The organism is Ktedonosporobacter rubrisoli, assembly GCF_004208415.1.
Classification (GTDB): domain Bacteria; phylum Chloroflexota; class Ktedonobacteria; order Ktedonobacterales; family Ktedonobacteraceae; genus Ktedonosporobacter; species Ktedonosporobacter rubrisoli.
Genome location: NZ_CP035758.1, coordinates 3,318,913 through 3,335,404, shown reverse-complemented (window position 1 = coordinate 3,335,404; position 16,492 = coordinate 3,318,913). Strand labels below are relative to the sequence as shown.

At 50.6% G+C, this 16,492-nt stretch carries 17 protein-coding genes and 3 pseudogenes; 7 read left to right on the top strand and 13 right to left on the bottom strand.

The window, feature by feature from the left end; genetic code table 11:
- Positions 1-15: 15 nt before the first annotated feature.
- Together EPA93_RS50720 and EPA93_RS15015 are read right to left on the bottom strand one after the other, a co-directional pair.
- Positions 16-1,524: pseudogene (locus tag EPA93_RS50720) on the bottom strand (non-ribosomal peptide synthetase); the annotation flags it as partial.
- Positions 1,525-2,145: 621 nt separating this feature from the next.
- On the bottom strand, positions 2,146-2,787 hold the full coding sequence (locus EPA93_RS15015) for a response regulator transcription factor (RefSeq protein ID WP_129888298.1): 642 nt from the start codon (positions 2,785-2,787) through the stop codon (positions 2,146-2,148).
- A gap of 630 nt (positions 2,788-3,417) precedes the next feature.
- On the opposite strand from EPA93_RS15015, the gene EPA93_RS15010 reads away from it, so the two are divergent.
- Complete coding sequence (locus EPA93_RS15010; RefSeq protein WP_129888297.1) at positions 3,418-3,885, top strand: hypothetical protein; 468 nt, start codon at positions 3,418-3,420, stop codon at positions 3,883-3,885.
- 58 nt (positions 3,886-3,943) lie between these two features.
- On the opposite strand, the gene EPA93_RS15005 is transcribed toward EPA93_RS15010, so the two are convergent.
- Complete coding sequence (locus tag EPA93_RS15005) at positions 3,944-4,351, bottom strand: ABC transporter permease (RefSeq protein WP_242527498.1); 408 nt, start codon at positions 4,349-4,351, stop codon at positions 3,944-3,946.
- Here EPA93_RS15005 and EPA93_RS49715 point away from each other — a divergent pair.
- Positions 4,262-4,456 (top strand): hypothetical protein, encoded by a 195-nt coding sequence (locus tag EPA93_RS49715; RefSeq protein ID WP_242527566.1) that lies wholly within the window; start codon positions 4,262-4,264, stop codon positions 4,454-4,456. The genes EPA93_RS15005 and EPA93_RS49715 overlap by 90 nt on opposite strands.
- Positions 4,457-4,545: 89 nt before the next feature.
- Here EPA93_RS49715 and EPA93_RS15000 read toward each other — a convergent pair.
- Positions 4,546-4,839 (bottom strand): annotated as a pseudogene (locus EPA93_RS15000) (ABC transporter permease subunit); the annotation flags it as partial.
- Between the two features lie 357 nt (positions 4,840-5,196).
- Here EPA93_RS15000 and EPA93_RS14995 point away from each other — a divergent pair.
- The 4 genes and pseudogenes from EPA93_RS14995 to EPA93_RS50930 form a co-directional block, all read left to right on the top strand.
- The gene (locus tag EPA93_RS14995) at positions 5,197-5,766 is read left to right on the top strand and encodes a hypothetical protein (protein ID WP_129888294.1); all 570 of its coding nucleotides are present in this window, start codon (positions 5,197-5,199) and stop codon (positions 5,764-5,766) included.
- A 75-nt stretch (positions 5,767-5,841) separates the two neighbouring features.
- Positions 5,842-6,621, top strand: coding sequence for a DUF2087 domain-containing protein (locus EPA93_RS14990; protein ID WP_129888293.1), 780 nt, complete (start codon positions 5,842-5,844; stop codon positions 6,619-6,621).
- A 488-nt stretch (positions 6,622-7,109) separates the two neighbouring features.
- Positions 7,110-7,451, top strand: coding sequence for a class II glutamine amidotransferase domain-containing protein (locus tag EPA93_RS14985; protein WP_129888292.1), 342 nt, complete (start codon positions 7,110-7,112; stop codon positions 7,449-7,451).
- A gap of 340 nt (positions 7,452-7,791) precedes the next feature.
- Positions 7,792-8,019: pseudogene (locus EPA93_RS50930) on the top strand (IS66 family transposase); the annotation flags it as partial.
- Here the strand turns inward: EPA93_RS50930 and EPA93_RS50925 are convergent.
- From EPA93_RS50925 to EPA93_RS14975, 3 genes are all read right to left on the bottom strand, one after another.
- Positions 7,978-8,079 (bottom strand): hypothetical protein, encoded by a 102-nt coding sequence (locus EPA93_RS50925; RefSeq protein ID WP_422877879.1) that lies wholly within the window; start codon positions 8,077-8,079, stop codon positions 7,978-7,980. The pseudogene EPA93_RS50930 and the gene EPA93_RS50925 overlap by 42 nt on opposite strands.
- Positions 8,046-8,447 (bottom strand): hypothetical protein, encoded by a 402-nt coding sequence (locus tag EPA93_RS49710; protein ID WP_242527409.1) that lies wholly within the window; start codon positions 8,445-8,447, stop codon positions 8,046-8,048. Before EPA93_RS49710 ends, EPA93_RS50925 begins: the two co-directional genes overlap by 34 nt.
- A gap of 185 nt (positions 8,448-8,632) precedes the next feature.
- Entirely contained in the window at positions 8,633-9,379 is a 747-nt protein-coding gene (locus EPA93_RS14975) for a TetR/AcrR family transcriptional regulator C-terminal domain-containing protein (RefSeq protein WP_207229553.1), read from the bottom strand.
- 38 nt (positions 9,380-9,417) lie between these two features.
- On the opposite strand from EPA93_RS14975, the gene EPA93_RS14970 reads away from it, so the two are divergent.
- Positions 9,418-10,314 carry an alpha/beta fold hydrolase gene (locus EPA93_RS14970; protein WP_165423121.1) on the top strand — a complete coding sequence of 299 codons (897 nt, stop codon included), beginning with the start codon at positions 9,418-9,420 and terminating at the stop codon, positions 10,312-10,314.
- Positions 10,315-10,430: 116 nt separating this feature from the next.
- Here the strand turns inward: EPA93_RS14970 and EPA93_RS14965 are convergent, their stop codons facing one another.
- From EPA93_RS14965 to EPA93_RS14940, 6 genes are all read right to left on the bottom strand, one after another.
- Entirely contained in the window at positions 10,431-10,913 is a 483-nt protein-coding gene (locus EPA93_RS14965) for a transposase (RefSeq protein ID WP_165423120.1), read from the bottom strand.
- On the bottom strand, positions 10,883-11,251 hold the full coding sequence (locus EPA93_RS14960) for a hypothetical protein (protein WP_129888288.1): 369 nt from the start codon (positions 11,249-11,251) through the stop codon (positions 10,883-10,885). The genes EPA93_RS14965 and EPA93_RS14960 overlap by 31 nt, the downstream gene beginning before the upstream one ends.
- Before the next feature lie 218 nt (positions 11,252-11,469).
- Complete coding sequence (locus EPA93_RS14955) at positions 11,470-12,789, bottom strand: phytoene desaturase family protein (RefSeq protein WP_129888287.1); 1,320 nt, start codon at positions 12,787-12,789, stop codon at positions 11,470-11,472.
- Positions 12,790-12,843: 54 nt separating this feature from the next.
- Positions 12,844-13,104: a 4Fe-4S dicluster domain-containing protein gene (locus tag EPA93_RS14950; RefSeq protein WP_129888286.1), complete on the bottom strand. Its 261-nt coding sequence runs from the start codon at positions 13,102-13,104 to the stop codon at positions 12,844-12,846.
- Positions 13,105-13,262: 158 nt separating this feature from the next.
- The gene (locus tag EPA93_RS14945) at positions 13,263-13,484 is read right to left on the bottom strand and encodes a hypothetical protein (RefSeq protein ID WP_129888285.1); all 222 of its coding nucleotides are present in this window, start codon (positions 13,482-13,484) and stop codon (positions 13,263-13,265) included.
- A 127-nt stretch (positions 13,485-13,611) separates the two neighbouring features.
- On the bottom strand, positions 13,612-16,323 hold the full coding sequence (locus tag EPA93_RS14940; RefSeq protein WP_129888284.1) for a winged helix-turn-helix domain-containing protein: 2,712 nt from the start codon (positions 16,321-16,323) through the stop codon (positions 13,612-13,614).
- Between the last annotated feature and the right edge of the window lie 169 nt (positions 16,324-16,492).

Here is a 16,492-nt window from a genome sequence, read left to right as displayed (position 1 = left end):
AACTTTACCATTGGGAGTAAGTGGGAGGGCCTCTAAAAGCACAAATTTGGCTGGAATCATGTAGTGAGGAAGGCGCTCTAGAAGAAATTTACGCAATTCGCCAGGTCGAAAAGCATGAGCCTGTTTGGCTATCAGGTAAGCAACAAGATATTTCTCCTCGCTTGTTTCTCCCTGTACGATCACTACTCCATTACTGATATCAGGGTATTGCGTCAACACCGCCTCAATCTCGCCTAACTCGATGCGATATCCATGAACTTTGACTTGTTGGTCATTGCGACCGAGAAACTCAATAGAGCCATTAGCTTGTAGACGAGCCAGGTCACCCGTCTTATACAGCCGCTCTCCGGGCTTTTGCGAAAATGGATTGGGGACAAACCTTTCGGCAGTCAAATCCGGCCGGTTGAGATAGCCGCGTGCCACTCCAACGCCGCTGATATAGAGTTCTCCTATCGCTCCTTCAGGGGCAGCTTGCAAATCCTTATCCAGAATCAAAATTTCCATATTTCTTATTGGAAATCCTATAGGTAAAATTCTGGCCACGCCCTCAACCTTATAGATAGTTGCCCAGACTGTAGCCTCAGTCGGCCCATATAAATTCCATAAATCCTTTCCACAGGACAAAAGGCGCCGTGCGAGTTCAGGTAAAAGAGCTTCCCCTCCACAAAGCATAGTTAACTGCTGGCCATCTTGCCATTCAGCTTCCAGGAGTAAATGCCAGGTCGTTGGAGTTGCTTGCATGATTGTCGCACCACTGGAGCGCAGCTTTTTTGCCAATTGTTGTCCATCAGTCGAGGTGTCACGCGGGACAATAACCGAACAAGCTCCAACAATGAGAGGCAATAATAGTTCCAGCACTGCAATATCAAAAGAAAGGGTAGTTATCGCTAAAACCTTGTCAGTACTCGTAATTCTCAATTTTTGCCGCATTTGCAACAAAAAGTTTATGACTCCTCTGTGAAAAAGCTGAACACCTTTAGGTTTTCCGGTAGAGCCTGAAGTATAGATAACATATGCCAGGTTCAAGTCACAGGCTAAGGAAGTAATCTCGCTAATCTCATCCCGTTGTCTGGTCGAATGCTTGTCATTTACTATAATGATATGCGGAATAGGCACAGCTACACTGGTAGCTAATTCCCTCTGAGTAATGACTATATTGATACGAGCATCTTGCATAATAAATTTGAGACGTTCAGTCGGATGACCAGGGTCCAGAGGAACGTAAGCTCCCCCTGCCTTGAGAATAGCCAGCAACGATATTACCATGTCAATTGAACGTTCTAAATATAGTCCCACAACCACCTCGGGACCAACCCCTTGACATTGTAGATAATAAGCTAAATAGTTAATACGTTGATCGAGCTGGCGGTAGCTTATTTGTTCGTCCTCGAAAAGGAGGGCAATGGCGTCGGGGGTCGCTTTAACTTGCCTCTCAAACAAATGGTGAATACATTGATTGTCAGGGGCAAGGAGATCAGTAGCACTCAGCGGAACACTGCTCCGCCACAGGAAAGCAGAACTCATCAAGACTGTCCTCCATGTAACTGCTATAGTAGCAGTTACACAATACTGTGCACTGTTGATCTTATACATATTTATCTACAGAAGAGTTGTTTATGTAAAACACCTCTCCCCTTGTATAAGATGAGATTGAGAGTAGACGAACTATCAGGCACAGCTATAAATAGAAATAACACTGGGTAAACAACACTAATTCTATTATAATATAGTAGACGGTTTTGTCATGCCCTGCGGAGGGCAGTATTTTTACTTTTATTAGGTAATTTTCAAACAGAACCTGGATCATTCGGCAAAAGCCCGCAGAATCATCCCGAAAATTGCTACCGTTGGGAAAGGCAGAAATTAGCTTGTGAGCTCCCACAGGAGCTAAGAAGAGCCGTCAGCCGAGTGAAATCGAGAGCGGCGCCGTAAACGCAGGTTAAAGGGCAGTTTTCTTCAACATGCGTTCGACGCAGCCCCACTATCCCAATCGCCTGGAAAATAAGCGCCTTCTTTTCTGCTACTCTACCTGGATCAACATCCTTTTCTAGCTCGTTGTTGAGGATTTCCCCACGGTATCAAAATTCGCGCTGGCTTACAAGTGGAAAATAACAACGCCTTTATGGTGATGTTAATCCTTGAAAGCTAATCAGAGGATAATTCTTTTGCGTACCAGAAAAGCCCGGCTTGATAGGCAAGGAGTAAAGCGTCTTGCTTACTATGTACTCCTAAACTGTAGTATATGTGTTGTCTATGTTTATTCAATGTCGCAGTCGTAATTTCCAAGATATGCGACATTTCCTCTTGACTATATCCTTGCAACATAAGCATCAGAATCTCACGTTCCCGTTTTGATAAGGAATCTATGAAGCGGGCTATTTGCGGGAGAGGTGTCTGTGACAGATGGCGCGATTGAACCTCCATGAAGCCTGCCATCTCCAGCGTATACAAGATCCAGCCACATAGCTGGGCAATGGTCTGAGAAATAGCTACAGGTAGACTTGGCCCATCTGGGTCAAGAGCAACTTGTAAGTTGCCGTAGGCACGGTTGCAAAATAATACAGGAAAGCTAACAGAATTAGAGAGCAATGAAGAAACACTTTCCTGTGGCAAGGTTCTATGAAGGAGCAAGCGGGCGCGCCCCTTCGTCAAGGAAATTACTTCCTGGCAGATGCGCTCTGTAACTTTTGATCGCTGACCACATAATTCCTGACAGATATTGAGGAAGTTTCTGACGAGCTCTAGGGAAACCAAATCGGTTTGTTCTGCAGATAGCTCTTCCGACATTCAAACCCTCCTGAATTTATCTTGCGAGACACAAATCCCATGGGCTTATCCATGTGAATTTTAAGAATCAAACTTTGATTTTATATAAGAAATTCAATGTTCTTCCTTTCCAAGAGAAATTATTGATCTACTCTTCTCTTAATAAGACTTACATTTTTCATTATTTGGATCTAAGATTATCTTTATGCAATTTCGGGAATTTATCTAAAAGCTGCGGAATATCGGGTAGCTGGAACTTAATCTCTGGCACATCACTGCTACCAATGCCAGTAGAGAGTTCACAATATGTATAGGTAGGAGGTTATATGGCACTCTTTATACGACCTGCTTTCCTCATAGCAGTCTTTTTAGCGGAGTTCCAAATGGATCTTCATTTGGCTGCTCTGGCTTTCTGCCTCAAGGCTCAACTAGACAAAGATCATTAAATAGCGAAATGGGAATTATATATCCCATAAAATACTTCCCCCCTGTATAAAATACTGCTACCTTGAAAGGCCGTAAAGTTCAAAACACATTAATATATAAAGATATACCATTTGGCATGAGCTATGTCAAGGTAGTAAATTTCAATATATCACACGAATACATCCATAATACTGATAGTGAGTTTATATCAGAAAATTTAAGAGTATGGCGGTGGTGCTGCACGAGAAAGCCGCCTCTGGGGCCAGGGAGGCGAACCAGTTCCTCCTTGATGAGCGCCCAAGGGTCTGGCTTGGACACAATCTCCCTCTGCCAACCGCGATGCTCCTGAATCCAGAGCAACAGTTGCCCAGGGTACCCGTTATCGGCGAAGAGAGGCGAGAGACGCGGGAAGCGTCCTGTCAGGGTGTGCAGCAGCAAGCGAGACAAGAAAACGCAACGATTGGGCCGATATCCAAGCGCACATGTGGTAGGCACGCCCTGTGCCTGCTGGCCCCTCCTCAACAAAATCGCTGCTCTGGCACCTATCACACAAGGCCAGAGACGGAAAGCTCTCCCCAGAGAGAATCCATGCTCCTTATGAAACGAAAGATCCTCACCAGGACCCTCTCGCAGGCAACTTGCCTCTCCCAGTGTTTCCACAAGGCTACAACTCATCCCTCTAGCAGTATTTAGGCCCTTTGACGCCTCTCTATCTAAAGTGGAGCATTCTCGACCTGCATAGCTTCCTCCTCTACCACATCCGTAATTTGAGGTTGTTAGTGAGCACAGCCAGAACGATGCCAATCCCAATCGCAATGAATTGCAGGTAGGGATTGATCCCCACCATCACCAGGCCATTTTGAATCACCGCAATGATCGTGGTACCAATCACAGTTCCAACAATCGTTCCCTCTCCTCCCGAAAGCGAGGTTCCCCCAATGGCTACTGCCGCAATACAGTCCAGCAGCAAGGCATCTCCAGCGCTGGCCGCCCCGCTGGTGAAGCGCAAGGTGTAGAGCACGCCCGCCAGGGAGGAGAGCAGCGCAGAAAGCATGTAGATGAGCAACGTATGCCGTCTTACGACAATTCCCGCACGCAAGGCCGCTTCCTCATTACCGCCAATAGCATAGGTATGGAGCCCAAAGCGTGTATGGGCCAGCAGCCAGTGGCAGAAGAGAACACAGAGCAGCAGCACGACGAACTGGACGGGAACCAGACCGATGCTCGCCCGTACCTGCGCATCGGTGAGCCCCCCGGCCGGTAGGTGGAACCAACTGATGCCATGCTAGGAACCAGATAGAGTAGATTGCCATTGCGGATCTCTCCTACTCCCTCCAGATCCACACTCACTGGTTAGCCACTCGGCGAGAGGATAAAGCCAATCCCTCGTGCAATACCTAACATCCCCAGGGTCACAATAAATGGCGGAACCGGCAAGGAGGCTATGAGCCATCCATTAAGCAATCCAGCCAGAACACTTACCACCAGCGCCGCGCTGACACCCATCACAAGCGCCAAGGGCAAAGCAGTGGCTTTGCCCACCAGGCCAAGGACCAGAGCCGCCACCACAGTGGAAAGTCCCATGACATAGCCCACCGACAGATCAATACGCCCAGAAATAACCACAAAGGTCTGTCCCAGGGCCCGTAGCGTAAAAGCCTGAAAATGTTGTCATAAATTCTTGAGTAGCTTCCATACTTCACATTCTCTAATTTTATACTCTAAAGCTCAATTAAGATTTTTTCTTCATAGGAGCAGTAAACACGATTTTTTCTTGCATCTTGTACTACCTTCCTTATTACTGTTGAACTAATTAATTTTAGGGCCGTATATAAATTGATATGTGGCAAGTAGTAGATTTTACCTTTGTGAAATCTATATGTATATTCTACTGGCGTAGCAAGATTTGTAGCTTATAATACCTAAAATGATATAATACATATATATGCATGTGATTTTCGCAAAGCATATATATGTATTAACATTGAAGGAGATTCAAAATATATGGTGCACCCGATTTCCCCATTAAAGATTCTACCTTGTTCGATATCCATTGAAACTGTTTATAATATACTTAATAGCTTCACGCTAATCAATACTTCAGACACACTTTCTTCAAAAATTGGTTCTTGGGTTATTAGTACTCGTAAAAATCTTTCTTATAACATTTGCAGAAATAATATGATTTTTCTTGAAATCTTACGTGATGCTCTTGCAGCAATGGGTTCTTTTGAAGATTTTCCATCTTTTCTTGCCTATCTTTCGTCCAAAGACCCATATGAGTTGCTCCAGCAAATGCTACTTCACCTTCTGCAAAAAGATACAGATTTTGTTATGGATTCACATTATGCTAAAAGTTTGGGGGAAATTTTGCATGATTTTAATAGTTACTTTCGATTTATGGAACAGATAAACCAGATTTGTTCAGTCGATATTGATATTCACAGAGAAGTTTATGCTCTATTCAAAAACCCATCAAAGCTGAAAGAAACTCTACTTTCGCATCTCGAATATATGTGGAAAGTTGTGATTGCAGCTGAATGGAAGCGATCAGAAAAAATATTACAACAATAAGTTGATCTATATAGTCAATGTCTCAATGAAGATGCAACCACAGTAGAAACATTTCGTTTTTTCACTGGAAGAAATTTGCTACAGGAAAAGAATATCAATCAAATTAATATAGATACCGTTATTCTTGTGCCCTCACTTCATAATGGGAGATCTATTACGGCATGGCATAGTGATAGAGTGTTACGTATTTTCTTTTCAGCTCCCCCTAATTATGGAATGGTCAAACGTTCATCACCTATAAGCTCAAATGATATTTATGGAAAATTAAAGATATTATCAAATACACTATCTGATGTGATTCGTATACAGATAATAGATCTTCTTTCACAAAACAGCGAACTGATGACTCAAGATATTATCAAACATTTTAATATTGACCAACCAAGTATCTCAAGAAAACTCAAACAACTTGTCGGTGCAGGATTCGTATCAGAGCGTCGTAGCAGAGATGGCAAGAGTAACATTTATACATTAAATGATCTCGGAATAGAAGATGCTTGCCACGCTCTTGACTTGTTGAAATCGGGATTCTCAAGAAATGATGGAAATGAAATTGTAGAAGCGCCGAGGACCCATGTAGAGCAAGATAGAAAGCTGAGCGATCTTATGCGCTTTTTCAATACCCAAGCTCGTCTAATAACATGGCCGCCATCAAAAGAGAAAGATAAAATACTTATTCTGGAACATCTAGTGTCATATTTTGAAGTTGGCCAGAACTACTCTGCCCAGGAAGTCAGCGACGTCCTTAGACAACATTTGGACTTTCAGGATACTGGCATCATAAGGCGGGCCTTGAATGAGTATAACTTCATGCAGCGGGAAAACGACGGCTCTAGCTACTGGCGTACCCATTAGAACTTTCAGATGAAGAGCGTATACAGCAGAGGCTCAAAAAAGCGGCTACCAGAAATTAGGCATTGTAGCGGACTTATAGGTTAGACCGTACTAATTTCAATGATCTGCGATATTTGTCTGACCAAGCCGATTTGCATGAGCAAGCACAAACAGATCGATGGCCGACTGAAGATTCAGATCGTGATTGAAATGCTCAAAGAAGAGGAAGTCTCGCTGCATGAGTATGAGAACCTCGGCTAGGTTCGTACATATTGCACACTTTTTCAAACAAGTCTACGTGCATAGTCAAGTTCCCTCAAATTTAGTGGACCTGCCTTTGATGTGCAAGGCTTCCAAACAGTACCACCATATGGTGAGCCTTCTATGTGTCTAAGCAAAGAAGGTGTGCGTCGTCCTAATCAGGAAGGAGACATTGACCATGTGTAAGTATAGCTGGATGGATTGATTGGGAGGTGGATCTTACCTCACAGAGAGCAATCATAAAGCGCATGGCCCAAACTGTCAAACGGCGTGGACCGGATACGCAAGGATGTTGGCTTTCACCGCATGCCGCGCTTGCTCATCACCGACTGATCGTTATCGATCCCACATGCGCCGCACAGCCAATGATCTATCAGACAGATAATAATACAATCGCGATTACCAACAATGGTGAGATGTATAATTTTCGAGAATTGCGCGACGAATTAACCGCTCATGGCCATATCTTTCAGATGAAATCGGACACAGAAGTTATTCTCCACGTGTATACAGAATGGGGAGAAGGCGGTGTCAAACGGCTCAACGGCATATTCGCCTTTGGCCTCTGGAACGAGCAGAAGCAGCAGTGATTGCTGGCTCGTGACCATTTGGGATGAAGCCGCTATGCTGAAGGATTATGCGATAACGGTACGTGCGTAAGCGCTTGAGGGTGCCAGGTATTTACGAATCAGGGTTGTATCCTGAGCACGGAAGTTGCAGAAAATCCCCGAAAACGGGTTAAGGTCAAAGGAAAAGATGTCCCCACAAAGGAGATAAGTGCAGCACAGTTGTAACTATGCAGTATTGCCACCTTTGTAAAAACGTGTCACCAGCATCTGGCCCCGTGGAAGAGCAAGTGAAAGCAGCACTGATCAGGACCCAGGTGATCCATCAAGATGAAACGGGCATGCGGGTCGGCAAAGAGGGTTAGTGGGTCCATGTCTGCTCCACCAAGCGGCTCACCATTATGAGGTCCACCGGTGCCGGGAGCGTGAAGGCCTAGAGGCCATTGGAATCGCACCAGCGTTTCGTGGCACTTCTGTCCACGATGGCTTGGGCAGTTATCAGAGCTACAACTTTACGCAGGCTCTCTGCAATGTGCACCATTTGCGGGAGCTAACATTTATCGAGGAGGAATGCAAGCAGCCGTGGGCTAAGCAGATGAAAGACGACTGCTGCCAGGATCAGGGTTTTAGCGACTGTGTAATGACCTTCCACGTCATCGGCCGGGTCGGCTTCGGCATCGCCAGAACCCAGTGCGCCATAGCGCTGAGGATGGAGTTCACAATGCTGTTGAAGATGCCGCGAATGGCACGGATTCGAGTTCCTGCCATTCCCTCGCGGATGGCACTGAGTACGGGCGTCCCCGACATGATGGTAGGCACCATTCGCAGTTGAACGCCCTGCATTCGCTGGAAGCGCAGTTCCAGTCCCGCCAAAGCCATAGGCCCTTTACTGGAGGTTATAATATGCATGCCTTGGCCAAGTGACGCGCGAATATAGTTCAATCTTAGCTCGCCCTTGCGAAGCCCAGCCCCAGCCGCCTCAGCCAGAACATCGCCGTTGGTCGCTTGCAATCCTTTCAAGATGTTGGTCCACTGAGTCACCTTGGGATGAGCTGCCAGAGGCCGTCGTGCCCACGGATTGTGCAACGAGATTCATAACTGAACTGTTTTTGCATCGCTTCTCACGAAAGCAAAAAGAATGATCCGTTCTTCTTCGATCGTCTCAAATACTGAGCCGACCAAACTGGGATTCGGAAATGGATCTTTCACGGAGCCTGGGAGGGCGAGCGGCCCATGGTGTCCGGATCATCGGTGCGGCGATTCAAGGCGGCGGCACATCCCTCCATCAGAGCTTGCAGTCCATACTCAAAAGACGCTTCGTTGTAGGGACTCCCACCTTCGGCAAACGCGACGAGGAGTGGAGCTGCAGGCCCTTCACTCAAAAGCGCTGCCAGGGAGTCACGGGAACCAGGCGCTTGTGTCGCGGGCCGCCGCGAGCTTTGTTCGGCAAGGATGAAGCCGTTGACATAGTTGGTGAGTGCAGTAATGGTGCGCAGCGCCTGAACGGGATCGAATCCCAACGCCACCATCGCCGCGAGCTCCTCATTAAAGGCGCGAATGGCGGTAGGGCTAAGTTGCTGTGCCTCGGTCACGATTCGAGCGCTATCCGGGTAGGCCAGCAGGGACGCGCGATAGGCATGCACGCGACGCGCAAGCCACTGCTGCCAGGTCTCACCGGAACGCGGGGGCCCCATGCCTGCTTCCCGAATCAATTGGTCAGCCATCGCGTCCAGGAGTTCCTGTTTGCTGCGGAAGTGCCAGTAGAGGGCCGGTGACTTGACTTCCAGTGCATCGGCAAGACGCCGAGTTGTTAACCCGTCGAGCCCGACCTTTTTGAGAAGCGCCATCGCGGCCTGGACCACAGTCGCTCGATTCAGAGATGTTCGATGTTCTTCATTCCTGGCTTTTTGGCTCATACTTGACTCCTTATCATTGATAATGTAGTATAGCACATAGGCTCTAATTTATCAGTGATAAGGAGATGGTTCCTATGGAGAATCGCAAAGGAAACGCGAGTGAAATCACCAGGCTTTCCACCACGGCGGCAGACGGGACAAGCGTTTGCGCAGACGTTGAGGGAGAGGGACGAATCATTCTCATCCTTCACCCTGGAATGAATACCAGCAAAAGCTACACTCAAGTTGCTGCCAGACTGGCAAGGCGCTACCGGGTTATCCGGCTTCATCGTCGCCAATACCGGCTGGATCTTAAAACGGCCCCCCTCATCGGCTCGCCATGCACTGTCGCGGAGGAAGTGGATCACGTTCTCGCCATGGTCAAGGCGGTGGGAGCGCCTGTCTTGCTCTTCGGCCACTCATCAGGCGGGACCGTCGCGCTCGAAGCACTCGCCGCCTCACCGTCGTCGTTCGCCGGGGGGATGATCTACGAGCCCGCTCTCGTTCTCAAAAGCACGGATGGTCTGCACCTGTCAGGGGACCGGATCGAGAGCAACGGCGAGGTGGGTGAGGAACTCTTGCGTATGCGGCAAGCGCTCATGAAAGGCCAGCCGGGCACAGCCATTGGGATGTGCACACGGGTTATCGCTGGTTTACCAAGCTTTGTGGCGAACCCTGCTGGTGCGCTGGCTGCGCTGATTCCCGCCTACCGCCAGCTCATTCCGTGCCAGATCGACGACCTGGAAGCCATGGAACGACTTGGTGTGCGCCTTGATGCCTACTCCAAGCTGAACCTGCCCGTCACGATGGTATACGGAGAGCGAAGCCCTGACGAAAACCTGGAAATGGTCGCTGCAGTGGCAGAGGTCCTTCCAAGAGTCGAGCGCATTGAGCTTCGCGGGCAGGGCCACACATGCCATGTCAGAGATCCTAAAAAGCTTGCCGAAGTGATTGAAACTTTCGCCAAAGGGGTCTTTGAAGAAGCCCCATAGCATCTCTGCCGGATGTCGTATCTCAATCAAGGAGCCGTGGAAGCGCGGGGCCTGCGTATGACGCAGCCGTCGCGTGTACACGAGAAAGACTTGTCTAGAAACATCCAAAGGATGAGTTAGCTATGAGGAAGTTCCATCAGCTTGTATGGCCGTCCCACAACGGGTGCCTGATATTGACCAGCACGGTGCTTGTGATGGATTTCCGGGTCATAGAGTGCTGGCTCGGGAGCCACAGCATTAGAAGCCAACCAGGACAACACCTCCTGGTCGTTTTTCAGCAACGTGTAGATGACGACCGAGAGCACTTGACCAGCAATGCGTCCAATCACACGACCCCAACCAACATAGGTCCCACGTTTTTCGTCATAGCGGCACTTGATCGGAACCAGACGCTCATAGAGCCTGGCCCATTCGCAATCCAGCCTGATGGCTTTCCAAACAGCCATGTAGATGATGGATTTGAGCAAACGTGCCCCTCGTGGCGAAAGGTGAGCGCGATCCAGGCTCGTCCCCGACTGGGCAATGGCAGGAACCCATCCACAGTACGACTTGAGCTGTATGGGGCCGGTCAAAGTTGGCAATGGTGCTGATGAGCGCAATGAAGATCGCCGCCTGCAATGGCCCGATGCCAAGGGACCGCGGTCAAGATCTTTCCTTCGCGGTAATGCTGGACAATTTGCATCATTTCGGCATCAAGCAGCTCCAGGTACGAAGGTATGAGCTTCAATTCTTCGATCAATTGCTGTTGTTCAAAAGCCAATCCCCGGAGCCTGCCGGGATCTTTGGTCCCAATGCTTGTGGTTGCAAGGTGTTGCAATTCCACCAGTCTGGCATCCGACAACATCTTCGTGTGGCCCCTGGCAAGGGCGAGGGGAATCGGCTGACGACGATGAGTGTCAGATGGACGCGCATGGCCTCCGGAGCGCTTCTCACTCATGACTTTTCCTCCTGGATCATCTGCATCCATCCCGCACCCGCAAAGGCTCCCAGAGGCTTCTCTCTGTTGACTTCTTTCGTCGATACGCCTTCCATTGCAGGATCTCCCTTTCACAATACTCGTTCGAGAGAGAAGACCTGGACCTTCTCCCTCGGAGATCACCTTGATACTTTTCCTAACTCATATCCTGCCAATTGGCTTCCCATGGAGTGGGAGTCTCAGCCAAGCATCGTTTCTGGCTTTCGCACCTGCTTCTCGACTTCGAGAATCTGTAGTGCGACCTGGCGCGCACTTCCCAGACTGGGATCTGAAAGGAAGCCCGCGCCGATCCAATCGCCTGCCAGATAGAGATTGGCGATGCCCGGGACTTCTGGTTTCGGTCGGCCAGCATAGCCGCCAGTGAGAGCCGTGGGAAGCATGCCAATGGCCTCGATGTGTGGTAGGAAGCTTCGCCTCACCAGCACCTCGCGCCACCCTGGCTGCACAGTGTCAAGCAACTCTTCCAACTCATGCTCGTCCTGCCTGGGGGAACTTTGCTGTGTTGGATCGAGCATCTTGAACGTGTAGATCATCGCTCCTCCTTCTGGCGCAAGGCGCGAGTAGACCGATTGGGCTGACAAGAAGCGCGGCTGGTCCAGGTCCTGGACCACCGGGTAACGCGGTTCAGGGAGGCGGCGCAAGGCAACATCCAGGCAGGCAACTCGTGCTGGAATGAGGGGGTCGATGATCTCCCGTAAAGGAGCATATGTTCCTCCATCCACAAGTTTTGCAGCGTCGTCCGGACCAGTTGCCAGAATGACCGAAGATGCAGCCACCACCGTCTCATCGGAGAGCTGCACTCCCTCGACCTGAGCATCCTGGTAGCAAACAGCGCTCACACGGCTCCCACTCCTGATGCGTGCCCCTGCCTCTACGGCCGTCTGGCGCAGCCCATCAACCAGGGTCTGCCAGCCACCATCAATATAGAGGACCGGGTGCTTCAGTGAGAGTTGCAGTTTGGAGAGAAAGACCTCAGCGCTGACCAGATCCAGGTTCGAGCAATAGGTAAACACCTGGGCAGTCGAGGCCATGAGTTGACGATCCAGAGGATGTTTGACGTTGCTCTCCAGCCACTGCTGCACACTCAGATGAGCCAGGCTTTCGGCTTTGACCCGTGATATGCGGCTAAAGAGAAACCCCAATTCCATTTTATCACCAAATTTGAGCAGATGGCTGCTCAGAAGCGAGGAGGTACTCGCTGGAAAGGGATAAATCTGGCCGTCATGCAGCAGAAAGGTCTCCTTCGGGCTCCCATATGTGTAGGTAATCCCTAAGTCCTGAAGGACCTCCTCGGTAGCTCCTCCCGTATAGAGGCCATGGATTCCTCGATTGAACAGATAGCCATCATGGTTCGAGGTGGCCGCTCGCCCACCCAGGCTTGCCGCCTTCTCAAAGAGCGTCACTGACTTTCCAGCACGCGCCAGATAGGTGGCTGCGGCAAGCCCGGCCAGGCCACCACCAACGACCACTACATCAGTGTGGGTAACAGATGTTTCCATGCTTCGCTTCTCCTCTTCATGAGAAATATAACAATAAACTTGCCTGGTCGAGCCTCACGCTCGAAAGGAATCGGCGGTGATGGCAATAAAGTGCTTCCATTCCTCAGGTACCGCTGACTCTTCAAAGATCGAGGTGACAGGGCAGGCGGGTTCACACGCTCCGCAGTCGATACATTCATCATGATCGATAAACAAGTGCTCGCTTGCATCAAATGCGAGCTCATTGCGGGAAGGATGAATGCAGTCAACGGGGCAGACATCCAGGCATGATGCATCTTTCACACCGATGCATGGCTGTGCAATGACGTAGACCATCTTTGTGCTTTCCCTTCTCTTTTCATGGCGGTGTGCAGAGGTATGCAGTCATAGCCAGCACGGGGATGCCACAACGAAATCGAGCATCTCCAGGGTGGCAAGCTTCATCTTTCTGCATTTCGCCGCAGTCTGGTAAGCAACAGAAGTTAGAAAGGAGATTATGGCCCCTTTTCTGGCTTGCGCGGCTCCTCAATCTGAAGTGAGAGCAGTGTCACCCCCAACTGGCTCAGCTTGGACAAAAGCCCGTAGAGGGCTGGCTGATCAGGAACATTCCCGGAAAGCAACGTTGCACCTGTTTCCTCAGAGTGGATCGAGAGATCAGCGAACTGACTTTGCCAGGCTGTATCCAGATGTCCTTTGATACGAATGAGATAGTACATGCTCTGCTCCTTTCGTGTGGTTACTCTTTCACAAGGATACTGGCTCACTTGCCTCAAGGACATCATCCGAAAAGCTACTTTCTTAAGAGGGAGAAAAAAGGGAGGTCAACAAAAGGATACTATCGTGTTACAGCAGGCCATATTCCCGCGCACGCGCAATCGCCTGTGTTCTGTTGGCGACGCCCAGTTTACTGAGAATACTGGAAATATGCTTCCTGGCCGTCGAAAGCTGGATCACTAGCGCATCGGCAATCTCCTGATTGGCTGCCCCTTGTGCCAGTTGTTGGAGGACGCGCTGTTCCTGTGGCGTCAGCGGATCAACAAGCCCGCAGGTTGCGTCAACGGGAGGCGCAGTAGGTAACGCTTCCACTATGATAAAAGCACGCAAGAGCTTGCGCGCATAAGAAGCCAGCGATTTGTCTCGCAGATCCGGCAAGAGGCTTTTGAGCAGCGCCTCCATCCTGATTCCCTCATCAAGAAAGAGGCGTTGATAGCTCTCTGGCCTGGCCCGTATGATCGCTTCACGCAGCGTTGCTCTTGCTTGCACTTGCCTCCCAGCTTGTTCATAAGCGAGCGCTTCGAGCAGAAGGATCTGGAGTTCACTGTAGCCACGATGCGCTTTGCTGGCCTCGTGCTTCCACTCACTCAGCAGGCCGAGTGCCACTTGTGATTGACCTTCTGCGATCTGTAGGCGCGCGAGCAGCAAGCCTTCCTCTTCTCGACGAACGTGGGCAAAGGGTTGTGTTGTGTATAGATCGGATGAGGCCCACGCTTCGGTTTGAGGCAGGTCTGCCGCTTTGAGGGAGAGCCAGGCCTGTGCCATGCGGATCTCCCGCAGGATGTCTGATTGAGACTCCTGTGAAGCGTTCGCATGCAACAGGGAGCGGGCTTTTTCAGCTTCTCCCCGCGCTACCAGCATACGAACTTGAAAAAGTGAGATGGAAGGGAGTATGTGTATCCAGGGATACTGCGTCTCGATCAAGGCCTCTTGCAGATACCGCTGTGCCTTTTCAAGATCGTTCCATTCATAAAAGAGCAGAGCCAGGCCATAGTATGCCAGACGCTCGTAATAGGTTTCTCTGCGGCCCGCCTCAAGAGTCAATTGCAACCGGGCAAGGTCTTCATGTTCGCGGGAGTGAGCCAATGCCTGCCGAAAGAAGTTCTCCGCCTGCCGTAACTCGCCCCTGCTCAAGGACACAAAACCGAGCCAGATAATCGTGGCGATGGTTCCTGGCAGCGAGCCTGATTGTTCCGAGAGGGTCCTTGCCTGCAACAAGATTGGGTAGGCGCGATCTGGTTGACCAGCGATGGTCATCTCCAGGCCAAGCAGATTCAAGCAGTGGCCCCGCCAGAGAGCCTGCTGCTCAGAAAGCAGAGAGAGGGCCTGGTGGGCCAGAGCCAGGGCTTCCGCAAACCGCCCTTGCATGCTGGTGAGCACTGCCCGTGCGGTCAGTACTGCGCCAAATCCGGCCTCATCGGAAATCTGGCGATAGCCTTCTTCTGCCCAACACAAGGGTTCCTCGACGAGATCGAGGGTCTGTGGCGAACGAGCGGTCGTGAATACCATCGAACCCACATATATCAAGCTCAGATAGGGTCGTGAGCGCAGAGTTTCCGAAGAGAGTCGGGCTAACCAGCGGCGCAGCGTATGATATTCGTTGCGAAAGCTTGCAGGATCAACGAATTGCTTGATCAGGTCTGCAGCGTAGCCTTGATCTCCAGCGGAGAGCGCGTGAGGAATAGCCTGAGCCCAGCGTGCCTGCGCGGCATACCAGGAAGCTGCGCGTCGATGCAGGAGTGGAAGCAGTTCGGGCGCAGTTGCGTGAAGACGGGTGAGCAAGGCTTCACGAAAGAGGGCATGATAGCGATACCAGCGCCGTTCTTCATCGAGAGGAACGACAAAGAGGTTGGCCCGTTCCAATGCTTCCAGTAGTGCCTGGCTTGCCTGTTCTCCCCCGGTCTCCTCGGTCAGCGCCTGGCATATGGAAGCATTCATCTCAGAGAGGATTGCCGTCTGAAGCAAAAATTGCTGGCGGTGGGCAGGTTGCCGCGCCAGAATTTCCTCTTGCACATAATCGAGGACAAAGCGATGGCTGCCCCTGAATGAGCGAACCCAGGCGGCCTGGTCTGCAGTGCGTTGCAGTGCAAGCCCTGCCAATTGCACCCCAGCGATCCAGCCCTCGGTTCGCTCAAAGAGTCGCCGCACCTCTTCCTCTCGCAGCGAGAGGCCCATCACCTGGCTGAGAAAGCAAGCCGTCTCGATTTCACTCAAGCGCAAGTCGGCATCGCGGATCTCAGCCATCCTTCCTTGCGCACGCCACCTGGCCAGAGGAAGTGGGGGATCGACCCGGCTGGAGAGAATGACATGCAGCGAGGAGGGAGTATGATCCAGGAAAAACGCGAATGAGGAGTGGATGGCTGGCTCCTGGATGACATGATAGTCCTCCAGAATGAGGATCGTTTCCGACGAGCTCGCCGCCAGATCGTTGATGAGCGAGGTCAGGACGGATAGAAACGGAGGCTTCGTCTGATGGCTGGCTTTCGTCGTGTCCGCAGGCGCCACAAGGAAATCTGCCTGGAGTGCAGTAACCACAGAGGTCCAGAAGTGCTCTGGATCATCATCCAGTTCATCGAGCGAGAGCCAGGCAATGGGCTGCGTATGTTGACTGGCCCAGGTAGACAATAGCGTCGTTTTCCCAAAGCCAGCCGTGGCTGAGAGCAGCACCAAAGGCAGCGAACAACTCTGATTGAGCTGCTCAATCAGGCATTCACGTGGAAGAAGCTGGGCGCGCACAAATGGAACCGTAAACCTGGTCATGAGCAGGTGTGACTCTGACATGGTCTAGTCCTCTTTCCTGAAATGGAGCGGCCTGTATGTTCGCGTGAGATCCATCCCTCGACAACTGTTGCACGCACCAGCATTGCTCCTCCAGGATCAGTAAGGGGAGTTCGCCACTGGTCAAACCGTCCCTCGCTCAGGCCCATCATGGCCCCCTTTTGAGGAGAAG